This window comes from Coriobacteriia bacterium (assembly GCA_041658765.1).
Classification (GTDB): domain Bacteria; phylum Actinomycetota; class Coriobacteriia; order Anaerosomatales; family JBAZZO01; genus JBAZZO01.
In genome coordinates, this window is record JBAZZO010000001.1 from 147,012 (window position 1) to 161,061 (window position 14,050).

Here is a 14,050-nt window from a genome sequence, read left to right on the forward strand (position 1 = left end):
CACGGGGCGCAGGAAGGCGCTACCCCTCGTCCTCCGCCTCCCGCTGGCGCTCCTTGTAGTCCCTGCCGCGTCTCTTGATCTCGGGAGCTCGCCGCGCGTAGCGGAGTCCGCGGGTCGCCGACATGTCCGGTCCCTTGACGACCGTGGTGCGTTCCTCGATCGCTCGGCGAAGGTCCTCGGCACTCTCGCCAGGGAAGAGCGTGCGGCTCGAGCCGATGGCCGCCAGGATGTGCGCGTCACTGCCGCCCGTGCGCGCGAGGCGCTCGCGGTTCGCGAGCCAGTACAGCCGCGCGTAGCGGTTCGCGAGCCCGAGCAGCGGGGTGGAGTTCGCGGTCTCGAACGCGTCGAACGGGACGCTGTTGTAGGTCAGGACGCTGCCGCGGCGCAGGCCGTGACGGTGCCACCAGCGCGGCGCGAACGGATGCGCGGCGACCGCGAGCCCGCCCTGCGCGTGTATCGCCCCGACGGTCTCGGCGGCGGTCATGTCCGGGCGCACGGGCTCCGGCGCCCAGAGGCCGAGGACGTGGCCCTCGCAGCTCTCGACCTCCTGCCCCACGACTACGTCGAACGGATAGTCGCCCGCCTCGGCGAGCGCGGCGGCCTCGAGCGCGCCTTCGACGGTGTTGTGGTCGGTGATCGCGATCACCGCAAGGTCGGTACGGTCGCGCACCCACTCGAGAATCTGTCGCGGGCTCGCGGTCCCGTCCGACGCGGTGGTGTGTATGTGCACGTCGGCGGCCGACAGGTCGCGCGTGCGTATGGCGGTGCCCCTGGCGGCCGTCTCGGCCTACTTCTTGAGGTAGACGAGGTCGCCGCGGCGCACGATCGACACCTCGGCGAGCTTCGGATCGGCCGCTCGCGCCTTGATCAGGCCCTGCTGCACCGTGTCGGGCTTGCGCTTCGCCACTTCGACCCGCGCTGTCTTCGCCTTGCCTCTGACGAAGCTGGCCAGCACGTCTTCGTAGAGCGAACCCTTGCGGATGGGCGGTATCTCCTCGGGGATGAGCTTGAACTTCGCGTCCATGGAAGACCTCCACGCGGATGTCCGGCCTGTAGTCGCGTCGGATTCTATCATGCTCGGCGGCTGTCGGCTCCTTGCGGTACACTCCGAGCCTAAGGAGGGGGCCGTGCGCACCGACGACTACGATTACGACCTGCCGAGCGGGTCCATCGCACAGCATCCGGTGGTGCCGCGCGACGCGTGCCGCCTGCTCGTCCTCGACCGCTCCAGCGGTCAGGTCGACCACCGTGCCTTCCGCGACATCGGCGAGTACCTCAAGCCCGGCGACGCGCTCGTCGTCAACGAGACGCGCGTGCTCCCGGCACGTCTCAGGGGCGTGAAGGACGGCTCCGACGGTGCGATCGAGGTGCTCATGTTGCGCGAGCGCTATGGCGACACGTGGGAGTGCCTCGTTCGGCCGGGCAGGAGACTGCAGCCGGGCGCGAAGGTCGTCTTCGGCGACGGTGCGCTGACCGGGCTCGTGGTCGACGTGCTGCCCGAGTCGGGCGGGCGTCTCGTCCAGTTCCGCGCGATGCGCGGCACGCTGCTCGAAGCCGTCCGCAAGCTGGGGGAGATGCCGCTCCCGCCCTACATCGCCGAGCCGCTGAGCGATCCGGAACTCTACCAGACGGTCTTCGCGGTCGACGAGCGCAGCGCCGCCGCGCCGACCGCCGGGCTGCACTTCACGACCGGACTGCTCGAATCGCTCCAGACCTCGGGCGTGCGCATCGTGAAGGTCGAGCTCGACGTCGGGCTCGACACGTTCCGGCCGGTCGCGGAGGACGATCCCGAGGAGCACGTCATCCACACCGAGCACTACCGCGTGACGCAGCGCGGCGCAGACGCGATCACCGACGCGCACGAGCGCGGAGGCCGGGTCGTCGCCGTCGGCACGACCGTCGTGCGCGCGCTCGAGAGCGCGTTCTCCGACGAGACCGGCCGCGTAGAGGCCGCTGAAGGCCGCACCGGCCTCTACATCCTGCCGGGGCATCGGTTCCGCGCCGTCGACGCTCTCGTCACGAACTTCCACGTGCCGCGCTCGACGCTGGTGATGATGGTGAGCGCGTTCGCCGGTCTCGACCTCGTGATGCGGACGTACGACCTCGCGCTGGAGGAAGGCTATCGTTTCCTCTCGTTCGGCGACGCGATGCTGATCGTCTAGGGCTGCGGTTCCCACCACGTCCAGTGCGGATCGCCCGCGATCGGGTCGCCCGCGGGTGCGCCGGGCGCGACGGCGAAGCCGGCCGACACGTCCTTCCCCGCAGGCACGAACACCGCGACCCCGGCGTCGTCGGCGCCGGCAGCGTGCAGGCGCGTCACGCCGTGCGCGTCGATGGGAGAGGCCATGCCCGGAGGCCAGCCGGGCCAGATGCCGAAGCGCGTGATGCGTCCGTCGCCGCGCAGCGCGAACGCGCGGCCGGCGCGAGCGCGCGTGACTAGGCGGAACGCGAGCGCGCGCCCATCGGGCACAAAGAGGACCAGGCCACCTTCTACGCGCCGCGCTCTCGAGACGAAGGGCGCGCCTGGCGTGTCGAGCGCGCTCGTGACGACATCCCCGGGGCGCGGCGGGTGGAGATGGATGTTGGTCGACGTCTCGCCCAGCGAGGCGTACACCAGTCCACCGAACTCCGCGAACTCCGGCGAGGCCTGCGCGAGCGTCGCGGCCGGGGCTGGCGCGGCCGACAGCGCGGGCGCCGCAGCGTCCGACTTCGCCGCGCTCTCGGCGACCGGGCTCCCGGGCGCGGGGCGTCCTCCGCGCAGCGTCACATCACCGCGGACGGCGACGACGGCGAGGACGACGACGGCGGCCGCGGCAGCGAACGCTCCGACGCGCGGGACCCACCACAAGGGACGGCGTGAAGGAGCCGGGGGCGCGTGCGTCGCGAGGTCGCTCTCCCACTCGATCGGGCTCGCCGCGCCGCGAGCGGTCTCGACGGCGATGCGGTCCATCACCCGTTCGGCGAAGCCGTCCGGCGCGGCGATCGTGCTCATCGCGGCCAAGCGTCGCATGCTCCGAGCCTCGGGTGCGCACGACGGGCACGAGGCGCAGTGGTCGAGCGCGTCGTCCAGACCCTCGGGGGTCTCGCCGTCGAGCGAAGCGGAGTAGATCTCCAGCGCGCGGTCGCAGTCCACCTCAGGCACCCCCCTCCGCGTCGAGTCCGAGAGCCGCGACGAGTCGGCGCCTCGCGCGGAAGACGCGGGACTTCACGGTCCCGACGGGCGCGTCGAGCGCGGTCGCGGCCTCGTCGTACGCGAGCCCGAAGAGCGCGACCGCCTCGAAGGCCGCTCTCTCGTCCTCGGGGATCTCGGCGAGCGCGCCAGCAAGTGCGACTTGCGTGGCGACCGCGTCGTCGAACGACGGGGCGGAGGGCTCCGGCGCCGAGTCGAGGGCGGAGGAAGCCGGACGCCGTCTGGCGGTCCTGGCGAGGTCGAGGCAGACGTTGCGCGTGACGCGGAACAGCCATGTCGAGAAAGCGGATCGTCCGTCGAAGGAGGCGAGAGAGCGGTACACCTTGACGAACACCTCCTGCGACGCGTCCTCCGCGGCGGTCCTCTCGCGGAAGAAGCGCAGCGCGTGGCCGTAGACGGCGTCGGCGTGCCGGCGCACGAGCGTCTCGAACGCGGCGACGTCTCCGTCGCGCGCCGCGAGAACGAGTTCACGGTCGGTCGCTCCTACCGCCTCCACCCCCTTCGACGCCGCGCGTCGCTGTGAGGTTCGTCCTCGGCGCCGTCAAGGCGAGGATACCGCAGCACGGTGCCGCGGGCTGGTAGAATCCACGCCATGGACGACCTCGGATTCAGCCTGCTCGCGCGAGACACCGCCACCTCGGCGCGTCGCGGCGTGCTCCGCACCGCGCACGGACCCGTCCAGACTCCGGCGTTCATGCCCGTCGGCACGCGCGCCACGGTGAAGGGCGTCCTGCCTTCCGTCCTCGAGGACCTCGGCGCGAACATCGTGCTCGCGAACACGTACCATCTCTTCCTGCGCCCGGGCGCGGACGTCGTTCGCGACGCGGGCGGCCTGCACGCGTTCATGGGCTGGGACCGCGCGGTGCTGACCGACTCCGGCGGATTCCAGATCTTCAGCCTCTCGGACACCCTCGACGTCGACGACGACGGCGTGCGCTTCCGCTCCGTCATCGACGGCGCGCGCCATTCCTGGACGCCTGAGGAGAACGTGCGAGTGCAGGAGGACCTCGGCGCGGACGTGGCGATGGTGCTCGACGTCTGCCCGCCTTATCCCGCCGATCGCGAGGTCGTGGCGGCCGCGGTCCGTCGTTCGGCTGCGTGGGCGGCGCGCTGCAAGGCCGCGCACCGGCGCGAAGACCAGATGCTCTTCGGCATCGTGCAGGGCGGACTGTATCCGGATCTGCGCGCGGAGAGCGTGCAGCGAACGGTGGAGACCGGCTTCCCGGGCTACGGCATCGGCGGGTACTCGGTCGGAGAGCCGCACGAGATGATGCTCGAGTCGCTCGCTCCGGTGGCATCGGCGCTGCCGCAGGGCGCGCCTCGATACCTGATGGGGGTCGGGAACCCCACGACCATGCTTCGCGCCATCGGTCTCGGGATAGACCTGTTCGACTGCGTGCTCCCGACGCGCACCGCCCGGCTCGGGACCGCCTTCTCGCGCGAGGGTCGCCTCAATCTGCGCAACGCCCGCTTCGCCCGCGACTTCGGCCCTCTCGATCCCGCGTGCTCGTGCCCGACCTGCGCGCGGCACTCGCGCGCCTACCTGCGCCACCTCGTGACGACGAAGGAGATGCTCGGCGCCATCCTGCTCTCCGTCCACAACCTGCATTTCCTCATCGACCTCACCGCTCGGGCCCGGGTCGCCGTCGAGGCGGGGGCTTACGGCGGGTTCCTCTCCGACTGGCTCGCGGGACCGGGCGCGGACGACTACTGACGGCTCCCGCCGTGCTATCATCATCTACCGTGTCGAGCCGGGGGACGGGCCTTCCGTCTCCGTGGACTGGAGGCATCTCATGAACGCCGCATCATACGGTCCGCTCATCTACTTCGCCGTCATCGTCGCGGTCTTCTACTTCCTCATCATCAAACCGCAGGCGCAGCGCACCAAGGAGCACGATCAGCTTCTGGCTTCGCTCGCCGTCGACGACCAGGTGATCACCGCGGGCGGTCTCTACGGCACGATCCGCGCCCTCGAAGACGATCGCGTCGAGCTCGAGATCGCGTCGGGTATCGTCGTCGAGGTCGCGAGGCCGGCCATCACGAAGCGCCTCGAGGGCTGACGATGGCGGACGCCCCGCGACCCGTGACCCTCGAGGACATCCAGGACGATCCGGGCATCCTCGCGTACGTCGAGATGGCGGACGTCTACCTCGAGGCCCTGGGGTACACCGAGCACGGCCTGCGCCACGCGAATCTGTGCGCGCACATCGCGGGGAACGTCGTGCGCCGTCTCGGCTACGACGAGCGCCAGGCGGAACTCGCCTCCATATCGGGCTTCCTCCACGACATCGGCAACTGCATCTCGCGCGACTTCCACGGGGTGTCGGCGGCGCTCATCGCCAAGGACCGCCTCTGGGCGCTGGGCATGGCGCCTGCCGAGATCGCGCTCGTGATGAACGCGGTTGGCAACCACGAGGAGGAGCACGGGACGCCCGCCACGCCGGTGGGAGCCGCGGCGATAATCGCCGACAAGTCCGACGTCCACCACACGCGGGTACGCAACCCCGACCCGGCGGCGTTCGACATCCACGACCGAGTAAACTACGCTGCCAAGCGGTCTTTCTTGCGTGTGGATTCAGAGACGCGCCTGGTGACCCTCGAGATCGACATCGACACAGAGGGCAGCCAGGTCATGGAGTACTTCGAGATATTCCTCTCGCGCATGCAGATGTGCCGAAAGGCGGCGGCCGTGCTCGATGCGCGGTTCAGCCTCGTCATCAACGGGACGAAGCTGCTCTAGCGCTCGGGGCACGTGACGAGTGACACGGAAGGCAGGAGCATGGACCAGAAGCAGCAGAACCTCTTGGCGATAGCCCTCGTCATCGTGGTCGTAGCGCTGGCGTGGTGGCAGGCATGGCCGCTGGACAAGAGTATCCGTAAGGGTCTCGACCTCCAGGGCGGTCTTTCGGTCATCCTCACGGCGAAGGGGACCGCGAAGTCGCCGGTCACCCCCGACGCGATGGATCGCGCCGAGCTCATCGTGCGCAACCGCGTCGACCGCCTCGGCGCCTCCGAGGCGTCGGTGCAGCGCCAGGGCAACGACTCGATCCTCGTCCAGCTCCCCGGCATCAAGGACCCGCAGGACGCGCTGAAGACACTCAAGAGCACCGGTCAGTTGGAGATCCGCGACGTGGTCGGCACGACCGTGACTCCCGATCCCGAACTCGGCGCGATCCTCCTCACCGGCGACGTCATCACGAGCGCGAAGATCGTGACCGACCCGCAGCAGCCGGGCCAGCTGCAGATCTCGGTGACCTTCAACAAGGCGGGCGCGAAGAAGTGGGCCGACATCACGACCGCTCGCGTCGGCAAGCAGATCGCCATCGTCCTCGACGGCAAGACCGAGTCGGCGCCGACGGTCAACGAGCCGATCCTGAGCGGCGACACGCTCATCAGCGGCAGTTTCACTCCCGCCGAGGCGAAGCGCCTGAAGACCGTCCTCGAGACGGGTGCGCTTCCCGTGACCCTCGTCTTCTCCGAGTCGCGCGTCGTCGGCCCGACGCTCGGACAGGACTCGCTCAAGCAGGGTCTGGTCGCGGCTCTCGTCGGCCTCGGGCTCGTCGCGCTCTACATGGCCATCTACTACCGCGGCCTCGGGGTGCTCACCTGGTTCAGCCTGGGCATCTTCTCCTCGATATACCTTGGGATACTTGCGACTATCTCGCAGTTCGGGGCGTTCGCGCTCTCGCTGCCGGGCCTCGCCGGCATGGTGCTGACGGTCGGCCTCGCCGCCGACTCGTCGATCCTCATCCTCGAACGCTTCAAGGAGGAGGTGGGGATGGGACGCACGCCGAGGACCGCTGCGAAGTCCGGCACGCGCCACGCGATCGGCACGAGCGTCGACGCCGACCTCGTCACGTTCGTCTCCGCGCTCGTCCTCTACAGCGTGGCGATCGGGCCGGTCAAGGGCTTCGCGTTCACGCTCATGCTCGGCATCGTCTGCGACCTCACGGTAGCCATCCTCTTCACGAGGACCGCCCTGATCATGCTCGCCGAGACGGTCGTGAACAGATACCCCGTCCTGTTCGGTCTGAAGGGGGGTGGGGCAGGTGCGTAAGGTCTACATCGACTTCATGGGCAACCGCAACCGCCTCTTCATCGCCTCCGGAGTCATCATCGCCGTCGGCATCGGGGCGCTCCTGCTGCGAGGCCTCCTCTTCGGGATCGAGTTCAAGGGCGGCACGGTCATGACGTTCAACCGCGCGCCGGGCGTCAGTATCTCCCAGGTCCGCGCGGAGCTGCGCAAGGCCGGCGTGCCGGACTCGGGCAACGCGCTGATCCAGTCGACGCAGGACGGCGGGTATATCGTGCGCACCGCCGAGGTCGACGCCGACAAGGCGAGCACCGCCTACACGAAGGTGGCTACCGACCTCAAGCTCGCGCAGAAGGACGGCGACGTCACAACGATCGGTCCCGGCTGGGGCAAGAACATCACCAACAAGGCCCTCATCGCCCTCGCGCTGTCGATGGCGGCGATCCTCGTTTACATCTCGTTCCGGTTCGAGTACAAGATGAGCGTCACCGCCGTCATCGCGCTCGTGCACGACGCGCTCATCACACTCGGGGTCTACGCGCTCGTCGGACGCGAGGTGACGCCGAACACGGTGGCGGCGCTGCTCACCATCCTCGGCTACTCGCTCTACGACACCATCGTCGTCTTCCATCGCATCCGAGAGAACTCGCAGCGGATCACGAAGCAGACGTTCATGCAGATGGCGAACGACTCGATCAACCAGGTCCTCATCCGGTGGATCAACACGGGCCTGAGCTCGCTCATACCCGTCGTCGTGCTGCTGATCTTCGGCGGCTCGACGCTGAAGGACTTCGCGTTCGCGCTCACGGTCGGTCTCGTCTCCGGCGCATACTCGTCGGTCGCGATCGCCGCCCCGCTCTACGCGATGTGGAAGGAACGCGAGCCCCGCTTCCGGGCGCTCGCGAAGAAACTGGCCAAGGCGTAGGAAGCTCCGGCCGCGCCGTATGGACGAGCGCGCGCGCCGCACCCCCTGGGCTCTGGCGCCCGCCGACGAGTCGAGCATCGTCTCGCTCGCGGCGGCGCGGGGGCTCACCGAGGTGACGGCGCGCGTCCTCGTCTCTCGGGGCGTGACGGCCGATGATGTCGATGCGTTCCTCGATCCCACGCTCGAGCGCGACTGGCGCGACCCCTCGCTCATCCCCGGCATGGACGAGGCCGCCTCGGAGGTGGCGGATGCCGTCAGGGACGGCAAGCGCATCGTCGTCTTCGGCGACTACGACCTCGACGGCATCTCCTCGGCCGCGCTCGCGACGCACGGACTGCGCGCGCTAGGGGCGGACGCGCTCGCCGTGGTGCCACACCGGTTCGACGAAGGCTACGGGCTGTCGGCGCCCGCCGTCGAGCGGCTCCTGTCGCACGGACCCGACCTCGTCGTGACCGTCGACTGCGGCGTCTCGTCCGATGTCGAGATCGCCGCGCTTCTCGCGAGAGGGGTGCGGGTCGTCGTCACCGACCATCACGAGACGAGCGGACAGGTCCCCGACGGGGTGCCGGTCGCCGACCCGAAGCTCGTCCCGGAAGGCGCGGCCGCGTACCCGTTCCCGGGGCTTGCGGGCGCGGGTGTCGCGCTCAAACTCATCCATGCCGTCGGGCGGCTCCTCGGCGAGCCCGATGCGTGGCGCGAACTCACCGACCTCGCGGCGCTCGGGACCGTCGCCGACATCGTGCCGTTGGTCGACGAGAACCGTGCGCTCGTGACCGACGGGCTGAGACGCATGCGGGAGGCGCCCCGTCCGGGGATCGCCGCGCTCGCCGCGGTCGCGGAGGTGGACCTCGCCACACTCGGGTCCGACGGTATCGCGTTCGCCCTCGGTCCTCGGTTGAACGCGGCCGGGCGCATGGCCGATCCCGTCCAGGCCCTCGACCTGCTGTTGACCGACGACACCTCGCGGGCGGTCCTGTTGGCCACCGCGCTCGAGGACCACAACCGGCGGCGGCAGGAGACCGAGGCCGAACTCGCCCTGGAAGCCGAGCCGGCCGCCATCGAGCAGGTGATCGCCGGGAGGCGCGCGGCCGTCATCGCGCGCGAAGGCTGGCACGAGGGCGTCAAGGGCATCGTCGCGTCACGGCTAGCCTCCTCCCTTCGCGTGCCCGCCATCGTGTGCTCCGTCTCCGGCGGCGTCGCAACGGGCTCCGGACGCAGCGTCCCCAGCGTGGACCTCTTCGTGGCCGTGAGTGCGTGCGCGGAGGTCCTGGAGCGGTTCGGAGGGCACGCGGCGGCGGTCGGGGTGACGCTCCTCGAGGCGGACCTGCCGCGCTTCCGCGACCTGCTCGACGCCGCGATCGCCGCACAGCCGCCTGCGTCCACGGACGTCCGTCCCGTCGCCGATGCAGAGGTCGGTCTCCACGCCGTCGACAGGGAACTCGTAGCCGAGCTCGCGCTCCTCGAGCCGTTCGGCGAAGGGAACCCGCGTCCAGTGCTGGCGACCGGCGGTGTCTTCATGACGGCCCGGAAGAGGGTCGGCAAGGACGGGCGCCACTTGAGGTTCACCGCGTACGATGGCGCCGCGTCGCTTCCGGCCATCGCGTTCCGGTGCGAGGACATAGGGGAGCACTCCGAGCGCGACTCGGCGGTCGACCTCGTCTACGAGGTCGAGGCCGACTCGTGGCAGGGGAGGGAGAGGGTCCAGCTCCGCGTGCGCCGGGTCTTCGTCCATGGCGCGGAGGAGGACGCCCCCGCCGCGGACCTCGTCGACGACCTGTTCTCGCGGGCCGACGAGATCGTTGCGCGCGGGGAGTATGCCGGCATCGGGGACGCCGACGCGTTCCACACGAAGCTCGCGGGCGTCACGTTCGAGGGGCGGCAGGAGGTCGTGGCGCGACTCCTGCCGGGCACGCCGTTGCGTCTCGTGCGCGAGTCCGAGAACCCCCACGACGGGAACGCGTGCGCGCTCGCCGACCCTCACGGCGACAGGGTGGGCTACTGCAATCGGCGCCTCGCCGCGGTACTCGCACCGCTGATCGACGCGGGCGTCGAGTACGACGTCTCGGTGGCCGACGTCACCGGCGGGGGAGAGGGCACCTCGCTCGGGGTGAACGTCCTCATCGAGCGGCGCATGGACGAAGGGGCGCAGTCTGCCGACGAGACCGCGGCGGAGACGAGGGCCTCGCTCGCCTCGTTGCCCGCGACCGGCCTCGACGACGCCCTGCGCTGCGCGCTCATCGGCGACCGCCCGCTGCACTCCGCGCAGAGCGAGGCGCTGGCGCACTTGGCGGCCAGCAGGAGCTGCCTGCTCGTGATGGCCACCGGCCGAGGGAAGTCGCTCGTCTTCCACATGCACGCGGCGCGTCGCGCGATAGCGGCCGGCAAGGCATCCGTCTTCGTCTACCCTCTGCGGGCGCTCGTCTCGGACCAGGCATACCACCTCGAAGAGACGCTCGCCTCTGTCGGTCTCACAGTGAAGCCGGTCACCGGCGAGTCGACCCAGGCGCAGCGCGACCGGGCCTTCGACGACCTTGCCGCGGGTGATCTCGACGTCGTGCTCACCACGCCCGAGTTCCTCGACCGCCACGCGGGACGATTCGCCGCCTCCGGGCGCGTGGAGTTCGTCGTCGTGGACGAGGCGCACCACGTGCGCCTGTCGCGGGCGGGTCATCGTCCGGCGTACGGCCGTCTCGACCGCGCGCTCGAGATCCTCGGCGGGCCGACCGTCCTGGCCGCGACGGCGACGTGCGATGACGAGACGGCGGACGCCGTACGCGCCTCGCTCGGCGCGTCGTCCGTCGTCCTCGACCCGACGGTGCGGGAGAACCTGCGCGTCGAGGATCGTCGTGGCCATGGGGATCGCAGGGCGTACGTCGCGTCTCTCGCCGACCGTGGCGACAAGGTCGTCGTCTACGTGAACAGCCGCGACACGTCGGTAGGCGTCGCGAGGGCGATGCGCGAGAGAGCACCAGGGCTCTTCCATAGGGTCGCCTTCTACAACGGCGGTCTCGCGCGCCCCGCGAGGCATGCGGTCGAGGCCGCGCTGCGCGAAGGGGACATCACCGGCATCGTCGCGACGAGTGCGTTCGGCGAGGGCGTCGACATCGCCGACGTGCGTCACATCGTCCTCTACCACATGCCCTTCAACAGCGTGGAGTTCAACCAGCTCAGCGGCCGCGCGGGCCGCGACGGACGCGAGGCCACGGTCCACCTTCTGTACGGGAAGAAGGACGCGGGCCTCAACGAGCGCATACTCGAATCCTGTGCGCCCGAGCGCGATGACCTCGCCTCGCTGTATCTTTGTCTCAAGGACCTCGACTCCGAGTCCCCCGAGGGGTTCGAGGTGACGAACGCGGATCTCGCCGAGCGCGTACGCCGTCGCCGTCCGGCCAGCCGTCTGTCCGAGGACGGCGTCTCGACGGGCATCGGCGTCTTCCGGGAGTTGGAGCTCGCCGCGAGCGAGGGGACGGGAGCCTACCGCAGGTTGCGGCTGCTCCCGGCGCCTGAAGGGGGCGTGGACCTCGCCGCGTCGGTGCGCTACGCGGAGGGTCGTGACGAGATCGAGGAGTTCGCGTCGTTCAAGGAGTGGGCGCTGACCGCCTCGGCGCAGCAGTTGCTCGCCAGGTTCGATAGACCTATCCTGCCCACACGACGATGACCCCGGACTCCGGAGGCCCCGTGCCGGCCACGCTCGAACAGATAGAGGCCCAGGTCCGCGAGTACCACCCCGGAGCCGACCTCACCGGCCTCGAGGATGCGTACGCCTTCGCTCTCGAGGCGCACGAGGGACAGACGCGCCTCTCTGGCGAACCGTACATCAGCCATCCCCTGGCGGTGGCGGCGATCCTGGCCAATCTGCACCTCGACACGGCGACGCTGGAGGCCGCGCTCCTGCACGACGTCGTCGAGGACAGCGCCGCGAGTATCACGGACGTCCGCACCCGCTTCGGCGAGGAGGTCGCAGCGCTCGTCGACGGCGTCACCAAGCTCGGCAAGATCAAGTTCGCGACGCTCGCCGAGGCGCAGAGCAACAACCTGCGCAAGATGCTCATCGCCATGGCCAAGGACGTTCGGGTCATCCTCATCAAGCTCGCCGACCGGCTGCACAACATGCGTACCCTCGACTATCTCCCCGACGAGAGGCGTCGCGAGAAGGCCATCGAGACGATGGAGATATACGCGCCGCTGGCACACCGTCTCGGCATCCAGCCGATGAAGTGGGAGCTCGAGGACCTCGCATTCTCGCATCTGGAGCCGAAGAAGTACGAACAGATCTCGAAGATGGTCGCGGAGAGCCGCGACGCGCGCGAGGAGTATCTCGCGCAGGTGAAGGAGACGCTTGAGGCGGAGCTGGCCAAGGTCGGGGTCGTGGCCGACATCTCGGGACGTCCGAAGCACTTCTACAGCATCTACCAGAAGATGACCCAGCGAGAGAAGGACTTCTCCGACATCTACGACCTCATCGCGCTCCGCATCACCGTCGACTCGGTGCGCGACTGCTACGGCGCGCTCGGCACCGTCCACTCCATCTGGAAGCCGATGCCCGGACGGTTCAAGGACTACGTAGCGATGCCGAAGTTCAACATGTACCAGTCGCTGCACACGACGGTCATCGGCCCGGCCGGCCGGCCGCTCGAGATACAGATCCGCACGCAGGAGATGCACCGGACGGCCGAGTACGGCATCGCCGCCCACTGGCGCTACAAGGACGGCGGCAAGGGTGACTCCTTCGACGAGCGCCTCAGCTGGCTGCGGCAGATGCTCGAGTGGCAGACCGAGCTCAAGGACCCGCGGGAGTTCATGGAGGCCTTCAAGATCGACCTCTTCGAGGACGAGGTCTTCGTCTTCACCCCGAAGGGCGATGTCGTGAGCCTGCGGCGCGGTTCGACGCCGGTCGACTTCGCCTACGCCATCCACACCGAGGTCGGCAACAGGTGCGTGGGCGCCAAGATCAACGGCGCGATCGTGCCCTTGAGCTACGAGCTGCAGATGGGGGATCGCGTCGACGTCCTGACCTCGAAGACGGGCCAGCCGTCGCGCGACTGGCTCTCGCTCGTCAAGACGACCGGCGCGCGAAGCAAGATCAGGAGCTTCTTCAGCAAGGTCAATCGCGAGGACGATCTCGCGAAGGGCAAGGACGAGGTCCAGAAGACCTTGCGCAAGCAGGGGATGAACACCGGCGGCGCGACGACCGCGAAGGCGGTCACCGCCGTCGCGAAGGAGATGAACCACGCGTCCTCCGACGATCTCTACGCGTCGATCGGCGCGGGCAAGACTTCGGCGAAGCAGGTCGTCACGAAGGTGCTCAAGCAGATGTCCGCGACGACCGGTGTCGCGGGCAAGGCCGCCGTACCCGCCGCGCCCGAACTGCCGGCGACGACCCCGATGACGCCGCCGCGCTCGAGCAGGCGACGCGGCGGTCCGGGCGTCAGCGTCAAAGGCATCGACGACGTGCTCGTGCGCCTAGCGAGATGCTGCAATCCCGTCCCGGGCGACGCGATCATAGGGTTCGTGACGCGTGGCCGCGGCGTGTCGGTGCACCGCGCCGACTGCCCGAACGCGGACGAGTTGCTGAAGACGCCCGAGCGCATCATCGACGTGGAGTGGGATAAGGCGTCGTCGAGCACCTACCAGGTCGAGATCGTCATCGAGGCGCTCGACCGGACGCGCCTGCTCCACGAGGTGTCGCTGGTCCTCGCCGATTCCGGGGTCAACATCCTCTCGGCGCAGGTCGCGACGGACAAGCACGGCATCGCGAACCTGCGGTTCCTCTTCGAGCTCGGGAACATGGAGCAGATGAAGAAGGTGCTCGCGGACGTGAAGGCCGTCGACGGAGTCTTCGACGCGCGCCGGATGCTGCCCGAGGCGGGCCAGCGCAACGGCAAGCAGACCTGATCGTGTC

At 69.4% G+C, this 14,050-nt stretch carries 12 protein-coding genes; 8 read left to right on the plus strand and 4 right to left on the minus strand.

What is annotated here, in order from left to right; translation table 11 throughout:
- Window positions 1-19: 19 nt before the first annotated feature.
- Window positions 20-730: a PHP-associated domain-containing protein gene (locus WC971_00770; protein ID MFA5843342.1), complete on the minus strand. Its 711-nt coding sequence runs from the start codon at window positions 728-730 to the stop codon at window positions 20-22.
- A 57-nt stretch (window positions 731-787) separates the two neighbouring features.
- On the minus strand, window positions 788-1,024 hold the full coding sequence (locus WC971_00775) for a hypothetical protein (GenBank protein ID MFA5843343.1): 237 nt from the start codon (window positions 1,022-1,024) through the stop codon (window positions 788-790).
- A gap of 103 nt (window positions 1,025-1,127) precedes the next feature.
- On the opposite strand from WC971_00775, the gene queA reads away from it, so the two are divergent.
- Window positions 1,128-2,162: a tRNA preQ1(34) S-adenosylmethionine ribosyltransferase-isomerase QueA gene (gene queA, locus WC971_00780; GenBank protein MFA5843344.1), complete on the plus strand. Its 1,035-nt coding sequence runs from the start codon at window positions 1,128-1,130 to the stop codon at window positions 2,160-2,162.
- Here queA and WC971_00785 read toward each other — a convergent pair.
- Both WC971_00785 and WC971_00790 read right to left on the minus strand, forming a co-directional pair.
- Window positions 2,159-3,142 (minus strand): hypothetical protein, encoded by a 984-nt coding sequence (locus WC971_00785; protein ID MFA5843345.1) that lies wholly within the window; start codon window positions 3,140-3,142, stop codon window positions 2,159-2,161. The two genes, queA and WC971_00785, sit on opposite strands and share 4 nt — an antisense overlap.
- The gene (locus WC971_00790) at window positions 3,135-3,686 is read right to left on the minus strand and encodes a sigma-70 family RNA polymerase sigma factor (protein ID MFA5843346.1); all 552 of its coding nucleotides are present in this window, start codon (window positions 3,684-3,686) and stop codon (window positions 3,135-3,137) included. The genes WC971_00785 and WC971_00790 overlap by 8 nt, the downstream gene beginning before the upstream one ends.
- Before the next feature lie 96 nt (window positions 3,687-3,782).
- On the opposite strand from WC971_00790, the gene tgt reads away from it, so the two are divergent.
- The 7 genes from tgt (at window position 3,783) to WC971_00825 (ending at window position 14,043) form a co-directional block, all read left to right on the plus strand.
- Window positions 3,783-4,904: a tRNA guanosine(34) transglycosylase Tgt gene (tgt, locus tag WC971_00795; protein MFA5843347.1), complete on the plus strand. Its 1,122-nt coding sequence runs from the start codon at window positions 3,783-3,785 to the stop codon at window positions 4,902-4,904.
- 79 nt (window positions 4,905-4,983) lie between these two features.
- The gene (yajC, locus tag WC971_00800; protein ID MFA5843348.1) at window positions 4,984-5,250 is read left to right on the plus strand and encodes a preprotein translocase subunit YajC; all 267 of its coding nucleotides are present in this window, start codon (window positions 4,984-4,986) and stop codon (window positions 5,248-5,250) included.
- Window positions 5,251-5,252: 2 nt separating this feature from the next.
- Window positions 5,253-5,930, plus strand: a complete 678-nt coding sequence (locus WC971_00805; protein ID MFA5843349.1) for an HD domain-containing protein — start codon at window positions 5,253-5,255, stop codon at window positions 5,928-5,930.
- 39 nt (window positions 5,931-5,969) lie between these two features.
- The gene (secD, locus tag WC971_00810; protein MFA5843350.1) at window positions 5,970-7,247 is read left to right on the plus strand and encodes a protein translocase subunit SecD; all 1,278 of its coding nucleotides are present in this window, start codon (window positions 5,970-5,972) and stop codon (window positions 7,245-7,247) included.
- Window positions 7,240-8,148, plus strand: a complete 909-nt coding sequence (secF, locus tag WC971_00815; GenBank protein MFA5843351.1) for a protein translocase subunit SecF — start codon at window positions 7,240-7,242, stop codon at window positions 8,146-8,148. Before secD ends, secF begins: the two co-directional genes overlap by 8 nt.
- Window positions 8,149-8,167: 19 nt before the next feature.
- Window positions 8,168-11,806, plus strand: a complete 3,639-nt coding sequence (recJ, locus tag WC971_00820; GenBank protein MFA5843352.1) for a single-stranded-DNA-specific exonuclease RecJ — start codon at window positions 8,168-8,170, stop codon at window positions 11,804-11,806.
- Entirely contained in the window at window positions 11,803-14,043 is a 2,241-nt protein-coding gene (locus tag WC971_00825) for a bifunctional (p)ppGpp synthetase/guanosine-3',5'-bis(diphosphate) 3'-pyrophosphohydrolase (GenBank protein ID MFA5843353.1), read from the plus strand. Before recJ ends, WC971_00825 begins: the two co-directional genes overlap by 4 nt.
- The last annotated feature ends 7 nt before the right edge of the window (window positions 14,044-14,050 follow it).

Bases quoted from the DNA above. Each gene is read 5' to 3' on its own strand.
- WC971_00775 (MFA5843343.1), bottom strand. From the start codon at position 1,024: ATGGACGCGAAGTTCAAGCTCATCCCCGAGGAGATACCGCCCATCCGC.
- tgt (MFA5843347.1), top strand. From the start codon at position 3,783: ATGGACGACCTCGGATTCAGCCTGCTCGCGCGAGACACCGCCACCTCG.
- yajC (MFA5843348.1), top strand. From the start codon at position 4,984: ATGAACGCCGCATCATACGGTCCGCTCATCTACTTCGCCGTCATCGTC.
- WC971_00805 (MFA5843349.1), top strand. From the start codon at position 5,253: ATGGCGGACGCCCCGCGACCCGTGACCCTCGAGGACATCCAGGACGAT.
- secD (MFA5843350.1), top strand. From the start codon at position 5,970: ATGGACCAGAAGCAGCAGAACCTCTTGGCGATAGCCCTCGTCATCGTG.
- recJ (MFA5843352.1), top strand. From the start codon at position 8,168: ATGGACGAGCGCGCGCGCCGCACCCCCTGGGCTCTGGCGCCCGCCGAC.
- WC971_00825 (MFA5843353.1), top strand. From the start codon at position 11,803: ATGACCCCGGACTCCGGAGGCCCCGTGCCGGCCACGCTCGAACAGATA.